The organism is Thermococcus cleftensis, assembly GCF_000265525.1.
GTDB lineage: Archaea > Methanobacteriota_B > Thermococci > Thermococcales > Thermococcaceae > Thermococcus > Thermococcus cleftensis.
This window is the reverse complement of the sequence record NC_018015.1, coordinates 1545438-1558987: the sequence shown is the minus strand read 5'-3', so window position 1 is coordinate 1558987 and position 13550 is coordinate 1545438. Positions and strand designations below refer to the sequence as shown.

General features: G+C 56.7%; 22 protein-coding genes. 10 read left to right on the top strand and 12 right to left on the bottom strand.

Annotated features, from left to right (window positions below; genetic code table 11):
• Nucleotides 1–2 precede the first annotated feature (2 nt).
• Nucleotides 3–770, bottom strand: coding sequence for a LamB/YcsF family protein (locus tag CL1_RS08485; RefSeq protein ID WP_014789469.1), 768 nt, complete (start codon nt 768–770; stop codon nt 3–5).
• Between the two features lie 58 nt (nt 771–828).
• Between CL1_RS08485 and CL1_RS08480 the strand changes: the two genes are divergently transcribed.
• Complete coding sequence (locus CL1_RS08480; protein ID WP_014789468.1) at nt 829–1326, top strand: type II toxin-antitoxin system VapC family toxin; 498 nt, start codon at nt 829–831, stop codon at nt 1324–1326.
• Here the strand turns inward: CL1_RS08480 and CL1_RS08475 are convergent.
• From CL1_RS08475 to CL1_RS08445, 9 genes are all read right to left on the bottom strand, one after another.
• A complete protein-coding gene (locus CL1_RS08475; protein ID WP_014789467.1) occupies nt 1317–2294 on the bottom strand; it encodes an N-acetylmuramoyl-L-alanine amidase in 978 nt (325 codons plus the stop codon). The two genes, CL1_RS08480 and CL1_RS08475, sit on opposite strands and share 10 nt — an antisense overlap.
• Before the next feature lie 220 nt (nt 2295–2514).
• Nucleotides 2515–2913, bottom strand: coding sequence for a hypothetical protein (locus CL1_RS08470; RefSeq protein WP_014789466.1), 399 nt, complete (start codon nt 2911–2913; stop codon nt 2515–2517).
• Entirely contained in the window at nt 2910–3275 is a 366-nt protein-coding gene (locus CL1_RS08465) for a HEPN domain-containing protein (RefSeq protein WP_014789465.1), read from the bottom strand. Before CL1_RS08465 ends, CL1_RS08470 begins: the two co-directional genes overlap by 4 nt.
• Nucleotides 3265–3873, bottom strand: coding sequence for a nucleotidyltransferase domain-containing protein (locus CL1_RS08460; protein WP_014789464.1), 609 nt, complete (start codon nt 3871–3873; stop codon nt 3265–3267). Before CL1_RS08460 ends, CL1_RS08465 begins: the two co-directional genes overlap by 11 nt.
• A gap of 59 nt (nt 3874–3932) precedes the next feature.
• Nucleotides 3933–4262 (bottom strand): hypothetical protein, encoded by a 330-nt coding sequence (locus CL1_RS08455; protein WP_014789463.1) that lies wholly within the window; start codon nt 4260–4262, stop codon nt 3933–3935.
• Complete coding sequence (locus CL1_RS10900) at nt 4259–4384, bottom strand: hypothetical protein (RefSeq protein ID WP_257719859.1); 126 nt, start codon at nt 4382–4384, stop codon at nt 4259–4261. Before CL1_RS10900 ends, CL1_RS08455 begins: the two co-directional genes overlap by 4 nt.
• Complete coding sequence (locus tag CL1_RS10775; protein ID WP_187287184.1) at nt 4377–4538, bottom strand: hypothetical protein; 162 nt, start codon at nt 4536–4538, stop codon at nt 4377–4379. The genes CL1_RS10900 and CL1_RS10775 overlap by 8 nt, the downstream gene beginning before the upstream one ends.
• A gap of 18 nt (nt 4539–4556) precedes the next feature.
• Nucleotides 4557–5417 carry a DNA-3-methyladenine glycosylase family protein gene (locus tag CL1_RS08450; RefSeq protein ID WP_014789461.1) on the bottom strand — a complete coding sequence of 287 codons (861 nt, stop codon included), beginning with the start codon at nt 5415–5417 and terminating at the stop codon, nt 4557–4559.
• Nucleotides 5378–5698 carry a hypothetical protein gene (locus CL1_RS08445; RefSeq protein WP_014789460.1) on the bottom strand — a complete coding sequence of 107 codons (321 nt, stop codon included), beginning with the start codon at nt 5696–5698 and terminating at the stop codon, nt 5378–5380. Before CL1_RS08445 ends, CL1_RS08450 begins: the two co-directional genes overlap by 40 nt.
• A 90-nt stretch (nt 5699–5788) precedes the next feature.
• Here CL1_RS08445 and CL1_RS08440 point away from each other — a divergent pair, with 90 nt between their 5' ends.
• The 6 genes from CL1_RS08440 (at nt 5789) to CL1_RS08415 (ending at nt 11154) form a co-directional block, all read left to right on the top strand.
• The gene (locus tag CL1_RS08440) at nt 5789–7138 is read left to right on the top strand and encodes an NfeD family protein (protein WP_014789459.1); all 1350 of its coding nucleotides are present in this window, start codon (nt 5789–5791) and stop codon (nt 7136–7138) included.
• A complete protein-coding gene (locus tag CL1_RS08435; protein ID WP_014789458.1) occupies nt 7139–7984 on the top strand; it encodes a slipin family protein in 846 nt (281 codons plus the stop codon).
• A gap of 170 nt (nt 7985–8154) precedes the next feature.
• Nucleotides 8155–8934 (top strand): cell division ATPase MinD, encoded by a 780-nt coding sequence (minD, locus tag CL1_RS08430; protein ID WP_014789457.1) that lies wholly within the window; start codon nt 8155–8157, stop codon nt 8932–8934.
• Nucleotides 8931–9182 carry a hypothetical protein gene (locus CL1_RS08425; protein ID WP_014789456.1) on the top strand — a complete coding sequence of 84 codons (252 nt, stop codon included), beginning with the start codon at nt 8931–8933 and terminating at the stop codon, nt 9180–9182. Before minD ends, CL1_RS08425 begins: the two co-directional genes overlap by 4 nt.
• Nucleotides 9183–9271: 89 nt before the next feature.
• Nucleotides 9272–9520 carry a hypothetical protein gene (locus tag CL1_RS08420; RefSeq protein ID WP_014789455.1) on the top strand — a complete coding sequence of 83 codons (249 nt, stop codon included), beginning with the start codon at nt 9272–9274 and terminating at the stop codon, nt 9518–9520.
• A 122-nt stretch (nt 9521–9642) separates the two neighbouring features.
• Entirely contained in the window at nt 9643–11154 is a 1512-nt protein-coding gene (locus CL1_RS08415) for an AMP phosphorylase (protein ID WP_014789454.1), read from the top strand.
• A 37-nt stretch (nt 11155–11191) separates the two neighbouring features.
• Here CL1_RS08415 and CL1_RS08410 read toward each other — a convergent pair whose 3' ends face one another.
• On the bottom strand, nt 11192–11572 hold the full coding sequence (locus tag CL1_RS08410; RefSeq protein WP_014789453.1) for a DUF2095 family protein: 381 nt from the start codon (nt 11570–11572) through the stop codon (nt 11192–11194).
• Between the two features lie 60 nt (nt 11573–11632).
• On the opposite strand from CL1_RS08410, the gene CL1_RS08405 reads away from it, so the two are divergent.
• From CL1_RS08405 to CL1_RS08395, 3 genes are all read left to right on the top strand, one after another.
• The gene (locus CL1_RS08405; RefSeq protein ID WP_014789452.1) at nt 11633–12070 is read left to right on the top strand and encodes a GIY-YIG nuclease family protein; all 438 of its coding nucleotides are present in this window, start codon (nt 11633–11635) and stop codon (nt 12068–12070) included.
• Nucleotide 12071: 1 nt separating this feature from the next.
• Nucleotides 12072–12266, top strand: a complete 195-nt coding sequence (locus CL1_RS08400) for an antitoxin family protein (protein ID WP_014789451.1) — start codon at nt 12072–12074, stop codon at nt 12264–12266.
• A 136-nt stretch (nt 12267–12402) separates the two neighbouring features.
• Nucleotides 12403–13167 (top strand): geranylgeranylglyceryl/heptaprenylglyceryl phosphate synthase, encoded by a 765-nt coding sequence (locus tag CL1_RS08395; protein WP_014789450.1) that lies wholly within the window; start codon nt 12403–12405, stop codon nt 13165–13167.
• Here CL1_RS08395 and CL1_RS08390 read toward each other — a convergent pair.
• Nucleotides 13164–13403, bottom strand: a complete 240-nt coding sequence (locus CL1_RS08390) for a hypothetical protein (protein WP_014789449.1) — start codon at nt 13401–13403, stop codon at nt 13164–13166. The genes CL1_RS08395 and CL1_RS08390 overlap by 4 nt on opposite strands.
• Nucleotides 13404–13550 lie beyond the last annotated feature (147 nt).

Below are 13550 nucleotides of genomic sequence, written 5' to 3'. Positions count from 1 at the left end.
TCTCACCGGACAACCTCTTTCATTGGCACTATTCTCACTCCTTCCTCCTCGAGAACCTTCCTGATATGGCTCGCTATCTCCACCGCCTCCGGGTTGTCGCCGTGGACGCAGATGGTATCAGCTTTCAGCTCAACCCACTCCCCGTTTATCGCCCTAACGCCACCGTCCTTGACCATTGAGATGACGCGCTCGGCTATCTCTTCCTTGTCGTGTATGACCGCTCCCGGCCTCAACCGGGAAACTAGAGTGCCGTCAGGGTTGTACGCGCGATCGGCGAAGACCTCGTGGGCGACCTTAACCCCCATCTCCTCCGCCATCTCCGCCGGCCTTGAACCGGAGAGGGTAACGAATATCAGGTTCCTATCGAAGTCCGCTATCCCCTCGATGACGGCCCTCGCGAGCTCTTCCTCCTTGACGAGGGCGTTGTAGAGTGCCCCGTGGGGCTTGACGTGCTGGAGCTCGATCCCTTCAGCCCTTGTGAACGCATAGAGCGCCCCAATCTGGTAGAGAATGTAGTTCCTCGCTTCCTCCGGGGTGAGCCTCATGTAGCGTCTTCCAAAACCAAGCAGGTCCGGATAACCCGGGTGTGCCCCAACGGCAACGCCTTTCTCCCTCGCGAGCCTTACCGTCTTCCTCATAACCACCGGGTCTCCGGCGTGCCAGCCCGTCGCTACGTTCGCGCTCGTGATGTGGTTCATGACCTCCTCGTCGAGGCCGAGCCTGTACCTCCCAAAGCTCTCGCCGAGGTCGGAGTTCAAATCGACCTTCATGCTCCCACCGATGTCATTTCGACGGAAATCTAAAAAAGGGTTTCCCCGAGTTTAGGCCATGAAGGTCCAGGTCATAGACACCGCGATATTCATTCAGGGGGCTGACGTTGAGGGGGTTACAACGCCCAGGGTCGTCGATGAGGTCAAGGACCCCGAGTCGAGGCTCTTCCTTGAGGGCCTGATTGGCGCGGGCAAGGTCAGGGTTCTCCAGCCGTCGAGGGGGAGCATTGAGGCCGTTAGGGAAGCCGCAAAGAGAACGGGCGAGCTCGGCGAGCTGAGTGAGGCCGATATCGAGGTTCTTGCCCTGGCGTACGAGCTGGGAGGAGTCCTCTTCACCGACGACTACAACCTCCAGAACATTGCGAAAACGCTCGGGATAGAGTTCAAAACACTCAAGGGCGGGATAAAGCGCGTGATCCGCTGGAACTACGTCTGCATCGGCTGCGGAAAGCGCTTTAAAGAGGAACCGCCCGGCGGAATATGTCCCGACTGCGGCAGCCCGGTGAGGCTGATACCGAGGAAAAGACGAAAAAAGCGGGGAAGGCGTCAGCCGTAGACGTCGACCACTATTCTGTCGGGGTTGCTGAGCGTGAAGGAGTTGTAGGGCAGGTACGGCGTGTTGAGAACGAGGACGATGAAGACGTAGCCGTTACTCTCGGTGGCGTAGATGTAGGGAGCCGTTGGGGAGCCGGTGTATGTGTACTGCCAGTCGCCGTAGACCGGCCAGCCCAGGTCTGAAAGCCGGGCGTTGTCGAGCTGGATGACCAAGTGATAACCGCTCGAATACGAGGTGTAGTAGACGTGGTAAGCAACCGGCTGGCTCAGGTCGAGGACGACGCGGAAGTAACCGTCGTGCTGGGCGAATCTTATACCCGTGACAGTCGGGACGGGGTCATGCACGGGAACACCGAAGTAGCGCTGGACACCGTAGAGGATCGCGTATGCATAGCGCCACTGGTAGCTCTCGTCGGTTATTATGCTCACGTCGTAGGTGTTCGTGACAAAGCCCGTCTCGATGAGTATGGCGGGCATGGAGGTGTACTTGAGGACGTAGAAGCCGGCCTCTTTAACGCCCCTGTTCTGTAGGGGGATAACCTTGGCAATCTCCTCATCGACGTATGTCGCAAGGAGATTACCTTTGGTGGAACCGTAGTAGTGGTAGACCTCAAAGCCGCTCGCTGAGGTGTCGCTCGCGGCGTTGGCGTGTATGCTGATGAAGATGTCGCAACCGGCGGAGTTGGCTATGCTGACCCTGTCGGAGAGGGAAACGTAGTAGTCGCCGTCCCTCGTGAGGACTACCCTTGCCCCGTCGGCCTCGAGCAGCTTCGCAACCTTCAGTGCTATGGCAAGGTTGATGTCCTTCTCCTCAACGCCGTTCGCAACCGCTCCCGGGTCGGTACCGCCGTGGCCCGCATCGACGCAGATGGTATAGCCGCTGAGGTCAGTCCCGGCGGAGGACACCGGGGCCGCTGAAAACATCGCCAGCACAACCAAGATGATTACCAGGGCACCTATCCTTCTCATGGTGCACACCTCCGGCCGTTAAGGTAAAGAAACGTGCATTTGCTTTATAAATTTTTCCAGAATTTGCGGTTTATTCAACGCCCCGGACGGGCTCGGCGCTCATAGGGTACGTCATCGCCTCGGCTCAGCCCGTCTTGGAATCGTCACGGCCCGCCCGGGACGGCGTCAGGGCCAGTCCTCGTCATCAACATCAGTGCAATTCGCTGTCATCATCCGCGGTTCAACCTTGCAGGTAGTAGGATATAAGCTTTCTCAGCTCGATGTTGCGCTCGGGCTTCTTTCCCAGGAACCTCTTAAGCCCGCTGTTCTCGGCCATTAAACCTGAAAGCTCGATGGCGAGTATCTTGTTGTCCTCGCTCAGGCCGTAGGCCTTGAAGCGTAGGGAGGAGTACTCCTTCTCAAGCGCCCACGTTTTCTCCTCAAGTTCCTTCACCCTCTCCTCAAGCTCCTCAAGGTTCCCCCTCGGCTCACGGAACTCGCCGGTTAAAGCTATCTCAACGACCCTCTCGGGAGAAACGCCGTAGCGCTCGGCAAGCTCCTCGATACTCTTCCACAGGCTCTCATCGAGCTCAACCTCGATTTTCCCGAAGCCCTTCTCGGGCCTGATGATGAGCCTCATACTTTTTCCTCCAGGAGTTTTTTCATGAGGGATAAGAACTCCTCCGCTATTTTTATCGCCTCCTCGACCTCCTCAGCGTCGGGTTCATAGACTATGTCGTACTGGTCCTCGTGCCTCAGCTCCCTCATTCTGTCCAGGAGTTCGACCCACGTCCCCTCCAGCTTCCCGCGTTTAACGTAGAATTCCTCAAGGTAACGGGCGATGCAGTAGTGGCTCTTCTCCCTCCAGCCGTCGCGGAAAAGAACCGCCCTGGCGGCGTGGAACATGGCCATATAAGATGCCATGAGGGACGTCCGGTACGAGCCGTAGGTGAGGTTTCTCCTCGCCTCTTCGAGCCAGTCCCCGGCGCGTTTAATGCTCAACCAGCCCTTCTCCGGGGACGGTGGAACCCTTCTCAACAGGTTCCTTTCGAGGCATCTCTCGAATCCGCTCAAGGTTCTCCCCCCATATTATCATCGAACCGTAGGCGAGTGAGTAGTAGAAAACCGGGTCGTTGGTCCTGAGCTTTCTAACCCTCTCGGGCGTGAGAACGAGGAGATTGACCTCCCTGCCGGTGGACTTTTCTATCTCCCTCTTCAGGGAGGCGGATCTAGCTATGCTCGGCCTCTCGACGAAGACCCAGACGTCGAGATCACTTTCTGGCGTATTTTCCCCGGTTGCAAAGCTTCCGTACACCCCGAGGGCAATGACCCACCCGCTCTTCAGGGGCTCCAGCTTTTTGGAGAGCCACATAAAGTTGATGAACCTCTTGAGCTCCCGGGTTCTCGGAACGCTGAGTACAGTGAATCCCCTGCCGGATTTCTTGGCCATGCCGTACTTCACAAGAAGGTGCAGGGTTTTGGAGACGAGGCCCTTACTTAGACCAGTTGCCCTCGCGGTTTCTTCGACCCCCACCCGATGGCGCTCAAGCGCGTAGGCGAGGATCCTGATCCTCTCTTCGGTTGATACCAGTTCATGCATGTTACCGGCTCTCGTTCATGATTTATGAACTTTTCGTTCACACTCCATGAACGGCTTGTTCACGATCCGTGAACTTTCTTAAGCTCCCGCTTTCTCTCCTCAACGGCCTTCCTCAGCTCCTCGTTCTCCTTCCTCAGCCTGTCGCGCTCGGCGGTCATGAACTCCCTGTCCCTCAAAGCCTTCTCGTAGAACTCCTTAAGCTCTTCAATCTCCTCCTCCATCTCTCGGAGCTTCTCCTCAAGCTTGGAGACCTTCTCCCTCAGGAACTCCTCGCGCTCCGCCTTCAGCGTTTCTTCAACCCGTGGGAGGTGTCCTTCGATGAGCGCCTCAACGTCTCTCCCCTTTAGGCACTTGAACTTATCCCTGGGCAGGGTTATCTCCAGCCTCATGGTTCCTCACGCGACCAAAGCCATTCAAGGAATTCCTCGGACAACCTGGCCCCGGTTTTTGGGTCTTCCTCCTTGAACCAGACGTTCAGGAGGACGTTCGTGTCGATGTACACCCTAATCATACCCCTCCTCCCTGAGTTTCCTTATCAGCTCGACGCTCGTCATGCCCTCCGGTAGTTTTCCCTCGAGTATCCCGAGCATCTTTCCGGCGGAGCCTTTCTTAGGGGCCCTCTTCCTTCGGGTTTCCATTATGAGTGTGAGGGTTTTCATGTCCACCAGCATCCCACCACCGGCCTAACTTCGGCGGTTTTGTATTTTAAACTTCCTCTCCAGCTCGGTTTTCCTGTCGTAGCAGAGAACGTAAAACGCCAGAAGTCCCTTCCACTTCCCGTAGGGTTCAATGACCTCGCGGACATCCTTTTCCTTAACCTCTTTAACGCTCTTCCCGAAAATCTTTGCTATTCCCCTCCTTAGACCTAAATCACCCGCAGGATAGACGTTCTTCCTGAGGCCGTAGGCGAGGAAAAGCTCGGCGCTCCACTTCCCTATTCCGCGGAACTTTGTGAGGTATTTTACCGCGTCATCAACGCTCCAGTCCCAGAGCTCAAGGTCGAACTTTCCGCTCAGGTATAGCTTCGTGAGGCCCTTTATGTAGCCCGCGCGGTAGCCGAGCTTCGCTTTTTTGAGCCCCTCTTCGCTCAGAGACACTATTCTCTCGGGGCGCGGAAAGGCGTAGATGCCCCCAACGGGCTCCCCCGCCAGTTCGACGAGGTTTCTAATCGTCCTCTGGGCGAACTCGAAGCTGACCTGCTGCTGGGCCACCACTTCAACCAGGGCCTGGTACGGGCTCGGCGCTGCTGGAACCGTCAGGCCGTAGAACTCGTCAATGAGAAAAGCAAAGGGGGAGTCGCCTATCTCGGCGTAGAATGAATCTAGGTCCGTATCGAGGCCGAGAACAAAGGCCAGCCTATCCCTCGCTTCTTTTCGCTCCCTCCTCCCCCAATCCCCGGGAAAGTGGAAGTCCCCGTCGTAGGCAACGATTCCGACCCTTCCGGTGCTCAGCCAGATGGCCTGATAGAACGTCCCGTCCTTAAATACCCACGTGCCGTTGCGTATCATCTCGCGGGCCGTTTTTTCGAGATCGATCTCAGCCATCGGTCGAGCCTAACGGGGTTTTCCCTTATATCCTTTAGGGTCGAGACGTACAGCCTCTTCCCATCGACGGAGCGCTTTATCTGAACCTCGCCCGCCTCCTCGAGGAAGCGAAGGGCGTCTTTGATGTCCTCGGCGCGGACGTCGAAGCTCCGCCTGAGGAACTCCCAGTAAGGCTCGCGGCTGGAATATCTCACTGCCTCCCTCACGAGCTCCCAGGCCCTCGCGACCTTTTCTTCACCCTTAGCAACCCGGTAGAGCTTGGCAAGGGTTTTCAGCCTCATATTGGTGAGTTCTCGGGACAGTATAAATCACTTTTGGCCGGCAGGCAAAAGGTTTAAACCCTCGAGTGGTATTAGTATTTGGCGGTGGATATGAGGCCCAGGCTCGCGCTGATTGCTCTGCTACTCGCTGTGCTCATTCTCCAGCAGGGGGTGAGCGGGAAGGAAAACGTCGTCTACGTCGCCAGAGTGGACGGCATGATAACCGGCTACACGGTGGACCAGTTCGACCGCTACATAAGCGAGGCCGAAAGGGCGAACGCCTCCGCCATAATCATAGAGCTGAACACACCCGGCGGAAGGGGCGATGCTATGCAGGAGATCGTCACGAGGATTCAAAACGCTAAGGTTCCCGTTATAATCTACGTCCACCCCTCCGGGGGAATGGCCGCCTCCGCCGGGACGTACATAGCACTAAGCTCCCACCTCATAGCGATGACCCCCGGGACTGTCATAGGGGCCTGCAGGCCGATACTGGGTTACTCCACCAACGGGAGCATAGTTGAAGCCCCTCCCAAGATAACAAACTTCTACGTCGCCTACATTCGCGAGCTAGCGAGGGTGAGCGGGAGGAACGAAACACTGGCGGAAGAGTTCATAACCGAGGACAGGAGCGTAACGCCCGAGGAGGCGTTGAAGTACGGCGTCATCGAGGTCATTGCGAGCGACGTTGAGGAGCTCCTCCAGAAGGCGGACGGAATGGAGACAAAAGTCCCCGTGGCTGGAAAGGGAAAGGTGACTCTTCACCTCAGGGACGCGGAGCTCATGTACATCGAGCCGTCCTTCAGAGACACGGTCGTCAAGTACATAACAGACCCCACGATAGCCTACCTCCTCCTGAACCTGGGGTTCATAGGCCTCATCTTCGGTTTTCTAACTCCGGGCTGGCACGTTCCCGAGACGGTGGGCGCGATAATGCTTGTTCTTGGCCTCCTAGGCCTGGGCTACTTTGGATACGAGAGCGCAGGACTGTTGCTGGTAGTGCTGGCGATGATATTCTTCATAGCCGAGGCCCTGACGCCGACCTTTGGCCTGTTCACAGTCGCGGGGGTTGTGACCTTCGTCATAGGGGGCATTCTGCTCTTCAGCGGAACCGGAGCCGGAGGTGAGTACCTGGTGACGAGTGAGACGTACTCAGTACTGCGTATAGCGATACTGGTCATGGCAATACTGCTCGGGCTGTTTTTCCTCTTCGGTGCAGCCACTGTGGTCAGAGCCCACCGGAAAAAGCCCGAGGCCGGGAAAGAGGAGCTCATAGGGGAAGTCGGAAAGGTCGTGGAAGACGTAGACCCTGAGGGCGTCGTCAAGCTTCGTGGGGAACTCTGGAAGGCGGAGAGCAGGGACGGGAGGAGAATCCCGGTCGGGGAGAAGGTCAAAGTTGTTGAAGTCAGGGGGTTGACCCTCATCGTCGAAAAAGTTGATGGAGTGAAGGAGGGAGAATGAATGGCCATAACGGCAAGTACCGTGGTTATTTCGATTGTTTTGTTGTTTGTTTTGATTATCCTGGCGACGGCAATAAAGATAGTCAAGGAGTACGAGAGGGCCGTCATCTTCCGCCTTGGAAGGGTCGTGGGAGCCAGAGGGCCTGGACTGTTCTTCATAATCCCGATCTTCGAGAAGGCCGTCATAGTGGACCTCAGGACCAGGGTCCTCGACGTGCCCGTTCAGGAGACCATAACCAAGGACAACGTGCCCGTCAGGGTGAACGCCGTGGTCTACTTCCGCGTCGTCGATCCGGTGAAGGCCGTGACGCAGGTGGCGAACTACATAATGGCCACCAGCCAGATAGCTCAGACCACGCTGAGGAGCGTCATAGGCCAGGCCCACCTCGACGAGCTGCTCAGCGAGAGGGAGAAGCTCAACCTCCAGCTCCAGAAGATAATCGACGAGGCAACTGACCCATGGGGCATAAAGGTCAGCACGGTCGAGATAAAGGACGTTGAGCTGCCGAGTGGAATGCAGAGGGCGATGGCCAGGCAGGCCGAGGCCGAGAGGGAGAGGAGGGCCAGGATAACCCTGGCGGAGGCAGAGAGGCAGGCGGCTGAAAAGCTCCGCGAGGCGGCGGAGATAATCAGCGAGCACCCGATGGCGCTGCAGCTGAGGACGCTCCAGACGATCAGCGACGTCGCCAGCGACAAGAGCAACGTGATAATCCTTCCCCTGCCGATGGAGATGCTGAAGCTGTTCAAGAGCCTGTCGGATACTGCCGAGGTGGCAAAGAAGAAGCTTGAGAAGGAAATGCTCGGGGAGGGAGAGTCAAAGGGCGAAGGGAAGGCCCAGGAAGAGTAAACTGAAGACGGTCTTTTCTCTACCTTTTTCTCCTGTCACTAGATGAACCGCAAAAAATAAAAGCATTGCCTGCATAGTTCATACACGCAAATTGAACACTCCGTATAAAATCGAAAGGCCGCGGAGATCACTGCAAAAAGGCGGTACCGCTTACGCTGGAGGTGTGAACTTTGGAAGGCCGTTCAATTGTTTTTGCATCTGGAAAGGGTGGAACCGGTAAAACAACGACGGTTGCAAACCTGGGTGTCGCATTGGCCCAGTTCGGGAAGGAGGTAATACTGCTGGACGCGGATATAACCATGGCCAACCTGAGCCTCGTCCTTGGAATGGAGGACATTCCAATAACCCTCCACGACGTCCTGGCAGGCGAGGCAGACCTCAAGGACGCAATATACGAGGGACCCGCTGGAGTCAAGGTCATACCGGGAGGACTCAGCCTGGAGAAGATCAAGAAGGCCAAGCCCGAGAGGCTCAGGCAGCTCATCAGGGAAATCGGCCAGATGGCTGACTTCGTTCTCATTGACGCCCCCGCAGGTCTTGAGATGACATCTGTTACAGCCCTCCTCATCGGTAAGGAACTGATAATCGTCACCAACCCCGAGATATCTGCCATCACGGACTCCCTCAAGACCAAGCTCATAGCAGAGAAGCTTGGGACCCTGCCGCTCGGAGCGATACTCAACAGGGTCACCAACGAGAAGACCGAACTCACCCAGGAAGAGATTGAGGCGATCCTTGAGGTTCCTGTCTTGGCAATGATACCGGAGGACCCAGAGGTCAAGCGCGCCTCCGCCTACGGTGTGCCGCTCGTCATCAAGAACCCGACCAGTCCGGCGGCCATAGCCATCAAGCAGCTCGCGGCCAAGCTCGCAGGAATCAAGTGGCAGGCTCCCGAGCCGGAGAGCCCGATTAAGAGGGTCTTCAAAGCGCTCTTCGGAGGGAAGAAATGATGGCCGACGCCCTCGTGTACGGAATAGTGATCATACTGATACTGCTCAACGTGATACTGCTGATGCTCTACTTCTCCGCCAAGAGCAACCCCTACTACGTCGTCTATGACGAGGAGACCAAGAGCGCCCTCAAGAGGCGCGTCTCCAGCCTCAAGGAGGATCTCGAGAGCGAGCTGGTGGACTTCGACGTCGAGGAGTGGGAGAAGACCCTCGAGGAGTCCATAGACGAGGAAGTCAGGAACCTCTGAGCTTTTCAACCCTTTTGTTATTAAACATTTCTGGGGCGTTAAATTTTAAAACTCCTTTTCTGCCAACTTTATATGGGGGGTGAGGGATAATGAAGATTCGACTCGGCTATCCGGACAGGATAGTCGAGGTTAAGGATAGAACCGTTTACGTCTTCAAGGGACGTCTCGTGAGTGCCCCCCTTAACGAACTCGTGAGCTACTATCTTAAGGGCGATGGACTGCTCCCCCCCGCAATCAGGGAAGTCGCCCGGGACGTGGTGAACGTTCTCCTCAGAACTGGGAGGCTCGAGATGGACTACCAGACAGGAACCCAGTACATTCACGGCCTCAGCGGCTGATTTTTACACCTTTTCTGCAAGGAGCCGGCCCCGGAGGAGAGGGTTTTTCCAGCCCATCAGTTAAAAAAGTTTAAGTATTCTTCGACGCAATAGAGTGAACCAAATCCACGGAGGGATCAGAGATGAAGGCAAGGGTCAAGATACTGGACGTGTACAGCGGGAGGTACTCGGTTTTTATCAACGAGAACGAAGCCAAAAAGGCTAAGCTCCACCCGGACGACCTCGTCAAGATTGAGGCGGGCAAAAAGACGGTCTACGGAAGCGTTGTTATAAGCAGCCTCGTCGGGGAAGGCGAGATAGGTGTAAGCAGGGACGTTCTCCAGCTGCACAGCTTCTCCGAGGGGGAGACCGTCACGGTCGTCCCAAGCGGAACCCCCGAGAGCGTCCGCTACATAAAGAAGAAGATGAACGGAGAGAAGCTCAGGAAGGTTGAGATAGAGACGATAATCAAGGACATAGTCGATAGAAAGCTCCGCGACATCGAGATAAGCTCCTTCGTCACCTCACTGGAGATAAACGGCCTGGACATGGACGAAATAGCTGCCCTCACCATTGCAATGGCTGAAACCGGAGACATGCTCGACATCGACAGGAAGCCCATAATGGACGTCCACAGCATCGGCGGCGTTCCGGGCAACAAGACCAACATACTCGTCGTGCCCATAGTTGCCGCGGCCGGCCTGACGATACCCAAGACCAGCTCAAGGGCAATAACCAGCGCCGCTGGAACCGCCGATGTGGTCGAGGTCTTCGCGGAGGTCAGCTTCTCCCTGGACGAGATAAAGCGCATAGTTGAGAAGATCGGCGCCTGTATGGTGTGGGGAGGAGCTCTGAACCTCGCCCCGGCCGATGACATAACCATCAAGGCCGAGCGCGCGCTCAGCATCGATCCGACCGGGCTTATGCTCGCGAGCATAATGTCCAAGAAGTACGCCATGGGAAGCCAGTACGTGCTCATCGACATTCCGACTGGGAAGGGCGTCAAGGTCGAGACGGTCGATCAGGCGAGAGCCTTGGCCAGGGACTTCATAGAGCTCGGCAAGAGGCTCGGCCAGTACGTCGAGGTAGCGATAACCTACGGCGGCCAGCCGATTGGACACACCGTCGGCCCGGCCCTTGAGGCAAGGGAGGCCCTTTCGGCTTTGATGACCGGCAAAGGCCCTGGAAGCCTCATAGAGAAGGCCACCGGCCTGGCAGGAATACTCCTCGAGATGGGCGGCGTTGCCCCGGCCGGAATGGGCAAGAAGATGGCGAGGGAAATACTCGAGAGCGGAAAGGCCTGGGAGAAGATGAAGGAGATAATCGAGGAGCAGGGCGGCGATCCAAACATAAAACCCGAGGAGATACCAATCGGCGACAAGACCTACACCTTCACCGCCCCGACGAGCGGCTACGTAACGGCCATAGACAACAGGGCGATAACGGCCATAGCCAGGGCCGCGGGAGCGCCGGAGGACAAGGGTGCGGGACTCGAGCTATACGTCAAGGTCGGCGAGAAGGTCAAAGAAGGAGACCCGCTCTTCACGATCCACGCCGAGAGCGAGGCCAGGCTCGACCAGGCCATAGTGTTCGCCCGCAGAGCAGAGCCGATAAGGATAGAGGGAATGGTTCTCCAGCGAATCGGGAACATCTGAAGGGTTCCGTTTCCCTTTTCCCTTTCGTTAGCCGAAGTCAGCCGCGCTTCCCGTGTCTCTCGTACCAGCCCCACTCCTTCTTGGGGCCGAAGGCCCTGACGCCTTTCTTTACGAGGGTTATCCTCAGGTCCTTGGCCATCTCGGGCGTTATCTCACCGCGCTCCTCGAGCCAGTTTATTATCTCAAGCGCCTCATCGTCCGTCTCGCACCGCCTGAGGAAGTCTATCACCGTTGGGTTGTAGCCGGAGAAGTCCGTCGGCTCCTCCACCCTCTCCTCGCTGGTTCTGTAGGCCTCTATCGAAATGCCCTCTCCCTCGAGCTCCCTGGCGAGGGCCGGGAAGGTCTGCTCGAACTCCTCCCTGTCGTACTCCTGCCAGGCGAAGTCGTCCACGGGGCGCTTCTTCTTCCGCTCGTCCATTCCACACACCGGAAGGATTTGGAATCAAGGGTTTATAAATGGTGACCAGAACCGGATATCATGAGGGGCTCTTACTTCCTGGTTATCAGGCTGGACGGGGACAAGGAGATACGAACGAAGGGCAGAACGTTCCGGCTCAGGGCGGGCCACTACGTCTACGTCGGCTCCGCCATGAACTCCCTCGAAAAGCGGGTCGCGAGGCACTTCAAAAGGGAAAAGAGGCTCCACTGGCACATCGACTTTCTCCTGAAGGAAGCCGAGCTTCTGAGGGCCTACCTCATTCCAAGCGACGAGAGGCTGGAGGAGAGGCTCTCCCTGGAGGTGGCCAGGCGTGGCGAACCGGTGCCGGGGTTCGGGGCGGGGGACGTGAGGGTAAAGACTAACCTCTACCGCTTTGAAGAAGAACCGGACGAAACCTTGACGGAAATCCTCGAGAACCTCGGCCTCAACTGGAAAATCGTTAAAAGCGAGGCCGACGTAAAGGATATGCGGTGGTAGTATGGGGACGATTATTGAGGCGGTCTATGACGGCGAGACGTTCAGACCTCTCAGGCGAGTGAACATACCAAAGGGGACGAAGGTCAGAATTATCGTTGGCGAGACCATCTGGGACCTGCTTGATGAGATTGAGGGGATTCCCGTCGATGTCAGCGTGGAGGAAGTGCTGGAAGATGTTAGGCAGAGCGTCCAGTAAAGCCCCAAACGGTGCAGTTCCCCCCGTTCCGCTAGCCGTCCCCCAGTTTTTAGATTCAAAGGCGACACCGCCCACTTTCCTATCAACCTGGCCAACCAAGAGTTTGGAGATTAGAAGCTTTATGGGGGTGTGAAAGATGCTGGAAATTGGAAAGGTCGAGCGCTACATTCACGAGAAGCTCGAAAGGGAGAAGCTCCACTTCGTTCTTCTCGACCCGGACGACGTTACGCCGGAGGAAGCGGCCAAAATAGCGGAGATGAGCGAGGAAACCGGCGTCGATGCGATTATGATAGGCGGCTCCACGGGGGCAGAAGGGGAAGTTCTCGACGGCGTGGTGAGGGCGATAAAGGAATCCTCCGACCTGCCCACGATACTCTTCCCGGGCTCCCACGGCGGGATAAGCAAGTACGCCGACGCGATATTCTTCATGAGCCTTCTCAACTCGACCAACCCGTTCTTCATAACCGGGGCTCAGGCCTTAGGAGCCTTCCAGGTCAAGCGCTACGGGCTGGAGCCGATACCGATGGCCTACCTCATAATCGAGCCCGGTGAGACCGTCGGCTGGGTCGGCGATGCAAAGCCGATTCCCAGGCACAAGCCCAAGATAGCGGCGGCCTACGCTTTGGCCGGCCAGTACCTCGGCATGAGGCTCGTCTACCTTGAGGCCGGAAGCGGGGCGTCCCAGCCGGTTCCTCCGGAGATGATAGCCCTCGTCAAGCACGTCATAGACGTGCCCCTCATCGTCGGCGGCGGCATAAGGACGGCCGAGCAGGCGAGGGCGGCCGTGAAGGCAGGGGCTGACATAATAGTGACGGGGACTGCAATAGAAAAGGCAGGTTCGCTTGAAAAGGCAGGGAAAAAACTCCGTGAGCTGAACAGGGGGATAAAGGGGCGGGATTAAGCCTCGGACAGGACCCTGAGGCTGACCTTACCGTTTTTGATTATCTTCCTGAGTTCTGAGAGAAGCCCCCTGGTGTCGTCCTCAACTACCTCCATCTTTATCTCGCTGAAGCCCTCCGCGTCGGGCGGGAAGAAGTGTATGTCCCTAATCCTGCCCCTAACCATGGCAAACAAACGGCCCAGAATTTTTCCCCTACCTTCATAGGGCAATTTTATATCGAGTTCGACAATTTGCATACCTATCACCGCTTTGTTTTATGAAAAAAGGCCTATATAACCATTTTCATGAGCGGGAATTATCGAATTTCCGAACCGATATTCCTGAGGGTTATTCCAGTTCCGCAAGACTTATCTTTTATCGCTTCGATTTTTATCTCGGTGATG

Excerpts from the sequence above, each read along its gene's own strand:
- CL1_RS08425 (WP_014789456.1), top strand. The coding sequence starts at position 8,931 with ATGATGGCCGACGCCCTCGTGTACGGAATAGTGATCATACTGATACTG.
- CL1_RS08445 (WP_014789460.1), bottom strand. The coding sequence starts at position 5,698 with ATGAGGCTGAAAACCCTTGCCAAGCTCTACCGGGTTGCTAAGGGTGAA.
- CL1_RS08415 (WP_014789454.1), top strand. The coding sequence starts at position 9,643 with ATGAAGGCAAGGGTCAAGATACTGGACGTGTACAGCGGGAGGTACTCG.
- CL1_RS08400 (WP_014789451.1), top strand. The coding sequence starts at position 12,072 with ATGGGGACGATTATTGAGGCGGTCTATGACGGCGAGACGTTCAGACCT.
- CL1_RS08455 (WP_014789463.1), bottom strand. The coding sequence starts at position 4,262 with ATGAGGCTGGAGATAACCCTGCCCAGGGATAAGTTCAAGTGCCTAAAG.
- CL1_RS08390 (WP_014789449.1), bottom strand. The coding sequence starts at position 13,403 with ATGCAAATTGTCGAACTCGATATAAAATTGCCCTATGAAGGTAGGGGA.
- CL1_RS08485 (WP_014789469.1), bottom strand. The coding sequence starts at position 770 with ATGAAGGTCGATTTGAACTCCGACCTCGGCGAGAGCTTTGGGAGGTAC.
- CL1_RS08420 (WP_014789455.1), top strand. The coding sequence starts at position 9,272 with ATGAAGATTCGACTCGGCTATCCGGACAGGATAGTCGAGGTTAAGGAT.
- CL1_RS08405 (WP_014789452.1), top strand. The coding sequence starts at position 11,633 with ATGAGGGGCTCTTACTTCCTGGTTATCAGGCTGGACGGGGACAAGGAG.
- CL1_RS08460 (WP_014789464.1), bottom strand. The coding sequence starts at position 3,873 with ATGCATGAACTGGTATCAACCGAAGAGAGGATCAGGATCCTCGCCTAC.
- CL1_RS08480 (WP_014789468.1), top strand. The coding sequence starts at position 829 with ATGAAGGTCCAGGTCATAGACACCGCGATATTCATTCAGGGGGCTGAC.
- CL1_RS10900 (WP_257719859.1), bottom strand. The coding sequence starts at position 4,384 with ATGATTAGGGTGTACATCGACACGAACGTCCTCCTGAACGTCTGGTTC.
- CL1_RS08475 (WP_014789467.1), bottom strand. The coding sequence starts at position 2,294 with ATGAGAAGGATAGGTGCCCTGGTAATCATCTTGGTTGTGCTGGCGATG.
- CL1_RS08440 (WP_014789459.1), top strand. The coding sequence starts at position 5,789 with ATGAGGCCCAGGCTCGCGCTGATTGCTCTGCTACTCGCTGTGCTCATT.
- CL1_RS08450 (WP_014789461.1), bottom strand. The coding sequence starts at position 5,417 with ATGGCTGAGATCGATCTCGAAAAAACGGCCCGCGAGATGATACGCAAC.
- CL1_RS08395 (WP_014789450.1), top strand. The coding sequence starts at position 12,403 with ATGCTGGAAATTGGAAAGGTCGAGCGCTACATTCACGAGAAGCTCGAA.
- CL1_RS08410 (WP_014789453.1), bottom strand. The coding sequence starts at position 11,572 with ATGGACGAGCGGAAGAAGAAGCGCCCCGTGGACGACTTCGCCTGGCAG.
- CL1_RS08470 (WP_014789466.1), bottom strand. The coding sequence starts at position 2,913 with ATGAGGCTCATCATCAGGCCCGAGAAGGGCTTCGGGAAAATCGAGGTT.
- CL1_RS08435 (WP_014789458.1), top strand. The coding sequence starts at position 7,139 with ATGGCCATAACGGCAAGTACCGTGGTTATTTCGATTGTTTTGTTGTTT.